The 10,248-nt window shown below is 58.1% G+C and carries 13 protein-coding genes; all 13 read right to left on the bottom strand.

All coding sequences use genetic code 11. The features are described 5' to 3' along the window. Window positions 1-117: 117 nt before the first annotated feature. The 13 genes from nuoK to MSL71_RS17110 all read right to left on the bottom strand — a co-directional run bounded on the left by nuoK (window position 118) and on the right by MSL71_RS17110 (window position 10,210). Window positions 118-435 (bottom strand): NADH-quinone oxidoreductase subunit NuoK, encoded by a 318-nt coding sequence (nuoK, locus tag MSL71_RS17170; protein WP_180142678.1) that lies wholly within the window; start codon window positions 433-435, stop codon window positions 118-120. After that, window positions 432-950, bottom strand: coding sequence for an NADH-quinone oxidoreductase subunit J family protein (locus MSL71_RS17165; protein ID WP_180142676.1), 519 nt, complete (start codon window positions 948-950; stop codon window positions 432-434). Before MSL71_RS17165 ends, nuoK begins: the two co-directional genes overlap by 4 nt. Further along, the gene (locus tag MSL71_RS17160; protein ID WP_180142674.1) at window positions 947-1,387 is read right to left on the bottom strand and encodes a NuoI/complex I 23 kDa subunit family protein; all 441 of its coding nucleotides are present in this window, start codon (window positions 1,385-1,387) and stop codon (window positions 947-949) included. The genes MSL71_RS17165 and MSL71_RS17160 overlap by 4 nt, the downstream gene beginning before the upstream one ends. Further along, window positions 1,384-2,364: an NADH-quinone oxidoreductase subunit NuoH gene (gene nuoH, locus MSL71_RS17155; RefSeq protein WP_180142672.1), complete on the bottom strand. Its 981-nt coding sequence runs from the start codon at window positions 2,362-2,364 to the stop codon at window positions 1,384-1,386. The genes MSL71_RS17160 and nuoH overlap by 4 nt, the downstream gene beginning before the upstream one ends. A gap of 2 nt (window positions 2,365-2,366) precedes the next feature. Then, window positions 2,367-3,485, bottom strand: coding sequence for an NADH-quinone oxidoreductase subunit D (locus MSL71_RS17150; protein WP_180142670.1), 1,119 nt, complete (start codon window positions 3,483-3,485; stop codon window positions 2,367-2,369). Window positions 3,486-3,553: 68 nt separating this feature from the next. Further along, complete coding sequence (locus MSL71_RS17145; RefSeq protein WP_180142668.1) at window positions 3,554-4,015, bottom strand: NADH-quinone oxidoreductase subunit C; 462 nt, start codon at window positions 4,013-4,015, stop codon at window positions 3,554-3,556. Window positions 4,016-4,060: 45 nt separating this feature from the next. After that, window positions 4,061-4,639, bottom strand: a complete 579-nt coding sequence (locus MSL71_RS17140; RefSeq protein ID WP_180142667.1) for an NADH-quinone oxidoreductase subunit B — start codon at window positions 4,637-4,639, stop codon at window positions 4,061-4,063. Next, window positions 4,636-5,025, bottom strand: a complete 390-nt coding sequence (locus tag MSL71_RS17135) for an NADH-quinone oxidoreductase subunit A (protein ID WP_180142665.1) — start codon at window positions 5,023-5,025, stop codon at window positions 4,636-4,638. The genes MSL71_RS17140 and MSL71_RS17135 overlap by 4 nt, the downstream gene beginning before the upstream one ends. Before the next feature lie 321 nt (window positions 5,026-5,346). Further along, the gene (locus tag MSL71_RS17130; protein WP_180142663.1) at window positions 5,347-6,282 is read right to left on the bottom strand and encodes an RluA family pseudouridine synthase; all 936 of its coding nucleotides are present in this window, start codon (window positions 6,280-6,282) and stop codon (window positions 5,347-5,349) included. Window positions 6,283-6,333: 51 nt separating this feature from the next. Further along, window positions 6,334-6,873, bottom strand: a complete 540-nt coding sequence (locus tag MSL71_RS17125; RefSeq protein ID WP_180142661.1) for a CarD family transcriptional regulator — start codon at window positions 6,871-6,873, stop codon at window positions 6,334-6,336. Between the two features lie 600 nt (window positions 6,874-7,473). Continuing rightward, on the bottom strand, window positions 7,474-8,394 hold the full coding sequence (locus tag MSL71_RS17120) for a manganese-dependent inorganic pyrophosphatase (RefSeq protein ID WP_180142659.1): 921 nt from the start codon (window positions 8,392-8,394) through the stop codon (window positions 7,474-7,476). A 460-nt stretch (window positions 8,395-8,854) separates the two neighbouring features. Next, window positions 8,855-9,436 (bottom strand): aminoacyl-tRNA hydrolase, encoded by a 582-nt coding sequence (pth, locus tag MSL71_RS17115; protein ID WP_180142657.1) that lies wholly within the window; start codon window positions 9,434-9,436, stop codon window positions 8,855-8,857. Between the two features lie 168 nt (window positions 9,437-9,604). Continuing rightward, on the bottom strand, window positions 9,605-10,210 hold the full coding sequence (locus MSL71_RS17110) for a 50S ribosomal protein L25 (RefSeq protein ID WP_180142654.1): 606 nt from the start codon (window positions 10,208-10,210) through the stop codon (window positions 9,605-9,607). Window positions 10,211-10,248 lie beyond the last annotated feature (38 nt).

Genomic DNA, 10,248 nt, shown 5'->3' with positions numbered 1-10,248 from the left:
AACCGGACTAACTCCGGCGGCGAATGTGATCAGCCCGAGGAAAGAGGGCTGGGAGCATTCGCAATCTGGGGTCCAGGGGATGTATCCCCTGGCCGCCGGAGGCAAGTTTATTTTCAACTACCCTTTCAAATCGGTCACGTCCCTGGGGTCGCCGGAGGAGAACTTTCTGTAGACCGCCAGGATGAAGCTGATGGCGATGGCGGCTTCGGCGGCGGCGATGCCCATGATAAAGAGGGTAAAGATCTGGCCCACGGCGGGGTCCGGGGCCAGGAATTTATTGAAGGCCATGAAGTTGAGGCCTGCGCCGTTCAGGACCAGCTCCGTTGAGATCAGCATGCCGATGAAGGTCTTGTGGCGGATCATGCCGTAGATGCCCGTCATCAGGAGAAAGAGGGCCAGGATCAGGTAGGTGTCCAGGGTGGCGTGAAAGCTCATGGATTCACCTCCTCGCGCCCGCCCCGGGCCAGGATAATGGCCCCCACGATGGCCACCAGGAGCACCACGGAGATCATCTCAAAGGCAAGGCACCAGGTAAGAAGAAGGCCTTTGCCCACGTGCTCGATGGAAAAATCCCCCAGGCGTTCCGCTGCCGGGACCCAGTCGGTTTGACCGATGACCATAACCATGAGGAAGAAGGCAGCGGCCCCGGAGGCCACAAGGCCCAGGAAGGCGTAGCGGCCCATGGGCACCTTTTCCGCCACCTCGTTGGGGGTGTAGCCCACCATGATGCCGAAGACGAGCACCACGCAGATGGCCCCCACGTAGATGAGCACCTGCATGAGGGTGAGAAAGGGGCTCCCCAGGTAGAGGTAGAGGCCGGCCACCCCGAGCAGGGAGACGGCCAGGCCCAGGACGGCATGCATGAGCACCCCGGCCCGCACGGCCAGCAAGGCCCCTGCCATGGTCAGCACGAGAAAGCCAAAGAATAAGAGATCCATCAACACGTTCATTCCCGCTCCTTTACGCGTTTCAGGAGGTCATAGAAGAACTCCTCCCGGGAGAAGCCCGCCAGTTCGTACTCACTGGAAAAATCGATGGCCCGGGGTTTACAGGATTCCACGCAGAGGCCGCAGAGGCTGCATTTGGTAAAATCCAGGGTAAACAGGGTCAGCACCTTGCCCTTGACGCCCTCCTGTTTCTCCCCTTCCACGGTGATGCACTGGCAGGGGCAGATCTTCATGCAGGAGAGGCAGACAATACACCGATGGGTCCCTGAAGTCTCGTCCTTCACCAGGTCGATGTGGCCCCTGACCGACGGGGTCACGTCGATCTTCTCCCGGGGGTACTGCACCGTCACCACGGGCGAGACCATGGCTTTGAAGGTGACCCCAAGGCCCACCAGCAGGCTCTTGCTTCCGGTTATCAGATCGCTGAAGTATCCACTCATAGCAACGCCACCACCAACGCGGTTAAAAGAAGGTTCACCAGAGAAAAGGGAATCAGGTATTTCCAGGCAAGGTTCATGAGCTGATCGAACCGCACCCTCGGATAGGTCCAGCGGACCCAGATCATGATGAGCATCAGCAGAAACACCTTCAAAAGGAACCAGAGGGCCCCCAAGTACTCCCCACTGAAGGGGCCGTGCCACCCGCCGAAAAAAAGCACCGTGGCCACGGCGCAGACGATGAACATGTTGCCGTACTCGGCGATCATGAACAGGGAGAACCCGAACCCGCTGTACTCGGTGTGGTACCCGGCGGTGAGTTCGCTTTCGGCCTCGGGCAGGTCAAAGGGGGCCCGGTTGGTCTCGGCCGTGGCCGAGATCAGGTAGATGAGGCAGGCCACGGGTTGAATCAGGACGAACCACACCTTCCCCTGGGCGGCCACGATGCCCTGCATGCTGAAGGTATTGGTGATGAGCACCACCGAGAGCAGGGACAAAAGGATGGGGATCTCGTAGGCGATGTTCTGGGAGACCGAGCGCACCGCCCCGAAGAGGGAGTACTTGTTGTTGGAGGCCCACCCCGCAACAAAAATGGAGAGCACGTTGATGGAGGAGACCGCCAGCACGAAGATGAGCCCCAGGTTGATGTCCCGCCCCGACAGCGCTTTGGAAAAAGGCATCACCAGAAAGGGAAGCACCACCGGGGTAAAGGAGAGCAGAGGCGCCACGCGAAAAACGGTGCGATCGGCGTCCCTGGGGACGATGAGCTGCTTGGCGATGATCTTGATGCCGTCGATGACCATCTGGAGCCATCCCTGGACACCCACCTCCATGGGTCCCCAGCGCCGCTGGATCCTGGCCGCCACCTTGCGCTCCAGGTAGCCCATGACCAGTGCGTTGATGAACACCAGGGAGATGAGCATCACAAAAGCGATCACCAGCCGCATCATGTCGCCGAATGAAAAGTGCATCGTGTCCATAATCACCTGTCGATTTCCGGGATCACAAGGTCCAGGCTCCCCATGGCCGTCACCAGGTCCGAAAGGAGCATCCCTTTGCAGAGTTCGGGAAGGGGGCTCAGGTTGCTGTAGGAGGGCACCCTCACCTTGAGGCGGTAGGGGGTGTCACTGCCGTCCCCAATCAGGTAGTACGAGAGGGACCCGCGGGCCGCCTCCACGGTAAAGTTACAGGCCCCGGCAGGCAGCTTCAGTTTTTTGGTCTTCTCCATGACGGGCCCTCCGGGCAGGCCGTCCAGGGCCTGTTCGATGATGCGCAGGCTCTGCTCGATCTCCCGGATCCGGACGATGTACCGGTCGAACGAGTCGCCGTTTTCGCCCACGGGAACGTCAAAATCAAAGCGGTCGTAAATGGAGTAGGGCTCGCTTTTGCGCACGTCGTAGGCGATGCCCGAGCCTCGCAGCACGGGGCCGGTCACCCCGTATCGCGCGGCCATGTCCCGATCGATGATGCCGATGCCCTTGGTGCGCCGCAAAAAGATGATGTTGTCGGTGACCAGGTCCCGGTACATGGGGAGCCTTGAGCGCATGCGGTCGATAAAGCTGCGGGTCCTTCGGATAAAGGTGTCGTCGATGTCTTTTGTCACCCCGCCCACCCGAAAGTAGCAGTAAGTCAGGCGCGAGCCCGTGATCTCCTCGAGGATATCGAGGATCTTTTCGCGATCGTCAAAGGCGTAGAGGATGGGGGTAAAGGCCCCCAGGTCCAGGACATAGGCACCGATGCCCACCAGGTGGCTGGCGATGCGGTTAAGCTCTGAGGTGATCACCCGCACGTACTCGGCCCGCTCGGGGACGGCAACCTTGCACATACGCTCCAGAAGCCCCACGTAGCCATGGTTGAAGAGAATCGCCCCCAGATAATCCATGCGCCCGGTGTTGGGATAAAAGCCGTTGTAGGGCCTGCCTTCGGCCATCTTCTCATGCATACGGTGCCCGTAGCCCAAAACAGGGTCCAGGGCCATGGCGTATTCACCGTCCATCTCCAGCACCACACGCAGGACCCCGTGGGTACTGGGGTGCTGTGGCCCCATGTTAAGCAGGAACCGGTGCCTTGGACCGGCGATCTTTTCGAGCTTGGTTACCATGGCTGCTCCGTGTTGGTGTGCCGTTTCACGCCGGGGCCCTGTTTATCCGCCAAGGGCCCTCCGGCGGGCTATCCCCATCCGAGACTGTCCGCGGCCTTGCGCTTTGCCTCGGTCTTGAGCAGGGGCTTTAAGTCTTTGTCTTCGTCGCAGAGAATCAGGGGAGTCAGGTTGGGGTGCCCGGAAAAGACCACCCCGAAAAAATCCCGGGTCTCCCGTTCGTGCCAGTCCGCCCCCTGGAAGATGTCGCTGATGGTCTCCAGGGTCCCCGATGCGGGCAGCGGAGTCCTGCCGTTGATGCGGCAGGGGGCATCGTAATGGGCAAACTGGTAGATAACCTGAAGGGCGGGAGAGACGTCCACGGCCGTGACAAAGTCGATGAAAAACCCTGCCCCCTTCAGCCACTCGGCAAAGGGACGCACCTGCTCTGCCGAAAGGGTCACCAGGACATGGACCCCGGTTTCATGGACGGCTGAGGATTCTGCGGAAAACCCGGCCTCCGTCAATTTTGCCACCGCATCGCTTGCCTTCACACTGCACCTCACAGATCACGCCGCACGAAGTCGTGCGCCGCAGACTCAGTCAATGGGATGAATTCTCGTCTCTTTCTTGAACCGCCGCTGGGGCCAGGGGTGACGCTTGCCCGCGATCTTCTCTTGAAGCTTAAGGATTCCCTCGATGAGGGCCTCGGGCCGTGGGGGGCACCCGGGGATGTAGATATCCACGGGAATCAGGGTGTCCACCCCTTCGATGACGCTGTAGTTCTCTTCCACCTTGAAGGGACCGCCGGAGATGGCGCAGTTGCCCATGGCGATGACCCACTTGGGGGCGGGCATCTGCTCATAAAGAGTCATGAGGGCCGGCGCCATTTTCTTGGTCACGGTGCCGGAGACAATAAGCAGGTCGCACTGACGGGCCGAGGGCCGGAAGACCTCGGCGCCGTAGCGTGCCATGTCCATACGGGCCATGCCCGTGGCCATCATCTCAATGGCGCAGCAGGCCAGGCCGAAGGTCATGGGCCACAGGGAGTTGGCCTGGCAGACCTGGAGTACCTGCCGGGTCAGGGGAAATCCAAGGATGCCGCCCCCCTCTTCGACGACGGCACCGGCTTCGGCTTCATGCCTCAACGATTGGGCGTAGCGTTCGACCTCTTTCATTGCTTTCTCTTCTCCCAGGTAAAGACCCCTTTGGCCCAGGCGTAGACCACGGCCAGGCTGAGAATGCCGATAAAAATTGAAAATTCCACGGCCCCGCGTATGCCCGGGACGGCGTTGAACACCGTGGCCACGGGAAAGAGGTAGAGGACGTCCACGTCAAAGGCCAGAAAGATCAGGGCATAGAGGTAATAAGAAATTCCGAAGCGGTAGTCCCACATCTGGTTGAAGGGCTCGATACCGCACTCGTAGGTCTGGTGGGTCCGGGTGGTGACGACAGTTGCGGGACGGAGCATCCAGGCGATGACAAAAGGAAGGAAGGCGGCGATAAACCCGCCGAGAATAAAAAACATGACATAGATGTAATCCAGAGCCAATGTCGATTCCATAAGCGATTCTCCATACCGTCTCGCGAACATCGTTACATACCGACACAAAAAAAAAGCCAAAGGGTCAGGTGCTGCCGGTGTGGTCGTGAACTTTCGGGGGTGAAGCGTTCTGCAAAAATCGAAGGGCCCTCTTTAAGGGAGGGGCTAGGCATTTCGGATAAATCTCATTCATGCTTAGTCCCACAACAGGGGAGATGTCAAGGCATTTTCCAAGGAACAACATAGAAATAACCAGGAGGGAACATGACGGGTGTTATGAGGAAAAGAAAAGGGGTGGCCCCCCTTGAAGGCGGCATCTGCTTAAGAAAGAGGCGCTCCGCCTTAAGGGGACAACAGGGAGACAACGGTGGAAAAATCCACGGGCAGCGGTGCCTGCCACGTCATCCTCTGCCCTGTTGCAGGGTGGGTAAGCGAAAGGGTGTGGGCGTGGAGCAGCTGCCCGGAAAGCCCACGGATGGCAGACCGCAGGGGTGCGGTCTGGGGCAGCCCCCGATCGGCCTTACGCCGCGTGTAGACAGGGTCCCCCACCACGGGGTGACCGAGCCAGTGGGTATGCACGCGGATCTGATGGGTCCGGCCGGTTTTCAGGTCCACGTCCAGCAGGGTGGCGCCGGGAAAACGGTCCAGAACGGTATAATGGGTTTCCGAGGGCCTGCCCACCGGGCTGTTGACCCCCATGCGCTTGCGATCCCTGGGGTCCCTGCCGATGGGCTGGTCGATGATACCCCGGTCCTCGGGCACCTCTCCGTACACCAGGGCGCGGTACCGCTTGCTCACCTCCCGTTCTTTGAACTGGCGGGTGAGTTCCAGGTGGGTTTTCTGGTTCAGGGCCACCACCAGAAGGCCCGTGGTGTCCTTGTCCAGGCGGTGAACGATCCCGGGGCGCAGCTCCCCGCCGATCCCTTCCATGTCGGGAAAGTGATACAGCAGGGCGTTGACCAGGGTGCCCGACTCATGACCGGCGGCCGGATGCACCACCAGCCCCCGGGGCTTGTTGACCACCACCAGGTCCCCGTCGGCATGGACGATGTCCAGGTCAATGGCTTCGGGTTCCACGGTGAGGGGCTTGGCTTCGGGTACCACCACCCGCACGCACTCGCCGCAGCGCACCTTGTGTTTGGGCTTGCGCACGTCACCGTCCACGGTGACAAAACCGTTTTTGATGAAGTGGGCGGACTGGCTGCGTGAAAGCACCAGTCCTTTGTCCGCCACAAACAGATCAAGGCGCCGTCCGTGATCTTCGGTGGATACCGTCACGGAACAGGCGCCTTGCTGATCCAAACTTTCGATATGGGTCGTCAATGGATTTTACGTCAGCTCAGGTTGCGGTCCGCCCAGGCCCTCATCGCTGAAGAGGGACTCGATCTCCTTCATCATGGACTTCTCGTCCGTCTGCTTGGCCATGCACAGCTCCTTCAGGAGAAGGCTCTGGGCGGTATCCAGCAGTTTGCGCTCCCCAAAGGAGAGGTCCTTGGTCAGCCTCAAGAGGAACAGGTCCCGAAACACCTCAGCCACGTCGAAAAGGGAGCCTGTTTTGATTTTTTCCATGTATTCGCGGTAACGACGGTTCCAGGTCTGGTTGTCGAAGGCGCACTCGCGCTTCTGGGTCATCACTTCGTAGACCTTGGGGATCTCATGCTCCTTGATTACCCGCCGGAGCCCCACAGACTCCACATTGGCGGTGGGGATCATGATCACCATGCCGTTTTCAAGAACTTTCATAATGTAAAAGGTCATATCCTCTCCACCGATTTCTTTGATTTCGATGGATTCGATACGTCCCACACCGTGTGCCGGATATACCGCGAGGTCACCTACCTGAAACTCCAGATTATCTGTATGTCCCATGTCCTCACCTGTTGCTACTCAAACGACGGCATCAAAAGCTTCATTCGATGAATTTACAGAAAAGCTATTGACAGAAGATTCGAATCGTCGTATGCAATCGTCGAGTCAAATAGTAAATTAGGATAAATGTAACTGGTAAATCGTCATCTCAAGAAATATATCACACCCCTGTGCCATTATCAATGGCAAAGATGATCATTGCCCCCAGCAACCCACTAAAATGAAGATGTTTTTCCTTCACCGCACGCCCTGAGAGCCTCTCTCCCCGGGCACGAGACCCGGAAAAGCCTTCGGTGGCACCCGGCCCTACAGCCATGGGTTCCCCCAAAAATCCCCCAACGCCCCGATAAAATCACAAAAATCCATACCCCGGGACATCTGCCGCCGTAAGACGGCCCCACGCCCTGATAACGCACCCCGCATCAATGGTGTTTTGCGCATGGGTACGGGCGGTTTTTCCCGTGCCCGAAGGCGATAAAACCGCAATAAAAAATGGCTGCCCCCTTTAAGGGGACAGCCATCGTTGACTTACGATCCGTACCAAAGGAGCCCGACCTCACCTGAGCGGCAGGCCCCTTTTCTCGGAAAGGTCAGGTGCCGTTAGGCAAATACTTTTTCCAGGTTGGGCACAACCTGCTTCTTACGGCTCAGCACGCCGTCGAGCCACATCTTGGAGTCCGCAGACTGGCCGTTGAAGGCCTTTTCGATGATGGCAGTGTCGTCGGAGGCGATGAGGAGCTCGGAGCCCTCTTTCATGATGTCGGTAAGGAGAAGCAGCACGCTGTGGCGATCGCCTTCGGCCTTGAGCTCGTTGATGTCCTTGAGCAGGTCAGCCTTGATGTCGTCGAAGATAGCCAGGTCCACAACCTCAAGCTGGCCCACGCCCACTTTCTTGCCGCCCATGTCGAAATCCTTGTAGTCGCGCTTGACCAGGTCACGGATGGGGGTACCGGCAACGGCAGACTTCACGTTGAACATCTCAACACCCAGGGCAACCACGTCCTCGACGCCGGCGATGGCCGCAAGCTCTTCAACGGCTTTCTTGTCGGCGGGGGTGCAGGTGGGGGACTTGAAGATGACGGTGTCGCTCAGGATGGCGCAAAGCATGATGCCGGCGATGTCCTTGGGAATCTCAACGCCGTTTGCGTCGAACATCTCCTTGACGATGGTGCCGGTACAGCCCACGGGGCGGATCCAGCACTCGAGGGGCTCGCTGGTGGTGACGTCGCCGAGTTTGTGGTGATCCACGATTCCCAGCACTTTGGCGTCGCCCAGGTCGTCGGGGCTCTGGGCCAGGTCGGAGTGGTCCACGAGGTAAACAGACTCACCGGCAAAGGAGGTCTTCATCTCGGGAGCGGCCACGCCAAATTTGTCGAGGATAAAGGTGGTCTCGGGGTTGAGGTCACCCTGCACGGCGGCCACGGTGTCTTCACCGAGTTTGCTCTTCAGGTAAGCCAGGGCGATGGGGGAACAAACGGAATCTGAATCAGGAATCTTGTGTCCAATTACATAAATACTCATGATTTTGTCCTTTCTCTTGTTAAACGTGTATCTTATATAGTTATATAGTCGAACCTTGGGTACACAAGGTTGTAAAATCACATACAGATACCCCCGATACGCCGCGGGCCACACCCTTCACGCAAAAAAGGCAGCATATCAGAAACCGGGCCACAAATCGACTGACGCGGGCAGCGGCCTCAAAAACAGATTGTAAACATCGGGAAAATATCAGAAACGAGAAGAGACGGGGCCGGTCAGCCACCGTTGGAGAAAAAAAGCAAAGAAACCCACCATCACGGGACAAACCAGAACCGGTGGTGTGTCGAAAGCCGGGGAGCATCCCGGAGAAGAAGGCGCGTCCCACAAAGGAGGCAAGGAGCATGAGGAGGACCGGCCCCGCGAGGCCCGCGTAAATACCCACCGTCGGTAGATTTTCCATTCGCCCCTCCATCATGTTGTGGAAAAATCGAAACGCACCCTACTTTACGCAGTTAAAGGCATTCATCCCCTTGATCAACCCTCGGGACAAAATGGTCTCCACTGCATCGGCGGACCGGTCGATGAAAGGATCCAGGTCCGCTGCTTCATCGGCGGAAAACTTGCCGAGAACCCAGTCGCTCACCTCAATCCTGGGATCCGGCCTGCCAACCCCCATGCGGATCCGGGCAAAGGCCCTGTCCTTGAGGTTGTCGATCAGGGATCGGACACCGTTGTGACCGCCGTGCCCCCCCTTGGCAACAATTTTCATGCGGCCATAGGGCAGATCGATTTCGTCGTACACAACGAGGATCTCCCCGGGGGCAATGTCAAAATAGTCGGCAAGGGCCCGAACAGGGCCACCGCTCAAATTCATGAAGGACTGGGGCTTAACAAGTATCAGCTCCCGGCCTTCATGGCGCCCCTTGGCATAGAGGGCGTCAAAACGAGATCGGGTTACCGACATGCCGAGACGCTCTGCCAGGCGATCAATAACCCGAAATCCGATATTATGTCGTGTGTTTTCGTAGCGGGCACCCGGGTTACCGAGCCCCACCACCAGCCTGACCGAAGATTCATTCATAATGATAACCAGTTACAGACAGAAACGCTTTTCCATCAACGCCGCAGGAAGAAAATCTTCTATGCGGCGGAATGAAGGAACCTTCAGTTCGAAGGCGCAGAGCCCTCTTGTGACCAGGCATTGGGTTCAGCCATGGCGACCGTAGCCGCCATGGGCTGGGAAAAAGGCCTAAGCCTCTTCTTCCCCTGCTTCCCCTTCCTCTTCATCGGTAAGGCTCATGCCTTTGGGAGGAACAACGGTGACAACAGTGAAGTTGACGTTGTGGGGAATCTCGACGCCGTCGATCTTGATCTCATCCACGTGGATGGACTTGCCGATCTTGAGGTCGGTAACATCCACCTTGATGGAGGTGGGGATGGCAAGGGGCAGGCAGAGTACGTCGAGCTGACGACGGATAACCTGGAGAATGCCGCCCATTTCGAGGCCTGCGGCTTTACCGACGGTCTCAACGGGAGCAACGGCCTTGATCTTCTTGTCAAGGGCCACCACCTGGAAATCCACGTGACGGAATTCACCGCGGGTGGGGTCGGTCTGCACATCCTTGATGATGGCGACCTTGGGCTCGGCATCGCCCACCTTCAGGTTAACAACAACCTGAATGGTTTCGCTCTGCTTGAAAGCCTCTTCCACGTCGGCAACGAGAACGTCCACAGCAACGGCGTCCATGTTGTCACCGTACACAACGGCAGGAACCCGGCCCTCATTGCGAATAACGCGCGCGGCGTTCTTGCCTCTGGTTTCCCTTATATTTGTCTTAAGTTCGAAAAGTTCCAAATCGATCCTCCTGAAGAACCTGCTTAATTTTTCAAAAT

Origin of the sequence: Desulfoluna butyratoxydans (assembly GCF_900699765.1) — a bacterium.
In the GTDB taxonomy this organism is placed as follows: domain Bacteria; phylum Desulfobacterota; class Desulfobacteria; order Desulfobacterales; family Desulfolunaceae; genus Desulfoluna; species Desulfoluna butyratoxydans.
Note: the sequence above shows the minus strand (reverse complement) of the source record. Positions and strands in the feature narration are given on the sequence as shown.

What these genes read in the sequence shown, in the direction of transcription:
- MSL71_RS17120 (WP_180142659.1), bottom strand. Translation starts at nt 8,394, where the DNA reads ATGAGTATTTATGTAATTGGACACAAGATTCCTGATTCAGATTCCGTT.
- MSL71_RS17160 (WP_180142674.1), bottom strand. Translation starts at nt 1,387, where the DNA reads ATGAGTGGATACTTCAGCGATCTGATAACCGGAAGCAAGAGCCTGCTG.
- pth (WP_180142657.1), bottom strand. Translation starts at nt 9,436, where the DNA reads ATGAATGAATCTTCGGTCAGGCTGGTGGTGGGGCTCGGTAACCCGGGT.
- nuoK (WP_180142678.1), bottom strand. Translation starts at nt 435, where the DNA reads ATGAGCTTTCACGCCACCCTGGACACCTACCTGATCCTGGCCCTCTTT.
- MSL71_RS17125 (WP_180142661.1), bottom strand. Translation starts at nt 6,873, where the DNA reads ATGGGACATACAGATAATCTGGAGTTTCAGGTAGGTGACCTCGCGGTA.
- MSL71_RS17135 (WP_180142665.1), bottom strand. Translation starts at nt 5,025, where the DNA reads ATGGAATCGACATTGGCTCTGGATTACATCTATGTCATGTTTTTTATT.
- nuoH (WP_180142672.1), bottom strand. Translation starts at nt 2,364, where the DNA reads ATGGACACGATGCACTTTTCATTCGGCGACATGATGCGGCTGGTGATC.
- MSL71_RS17150 (WP_180142670.1), bottom strand. Translation starts at nt 3,485, where the DNA reads ATGGTAACCAAGCTCGAAAAGATCGCCGGTCCAAGGCACCGGTTCCTG.
- MSL71_RS17165 (WP_180142676.1), bottom strand. Translation starts at nt 950, where the DNA reads ATGAACGTGTTGATGGATCTCTTATTCTTTGGCTTTCTCGTGCTGACC.
- MSL71_RS17140 (WP_180142667.1), bottom strand. Translation starts at nt 4,639, where the DNA reads ATGAAAGAGGTCGAACGCTACGCCCAATCGTTGAGGCATGAAGCCGAA.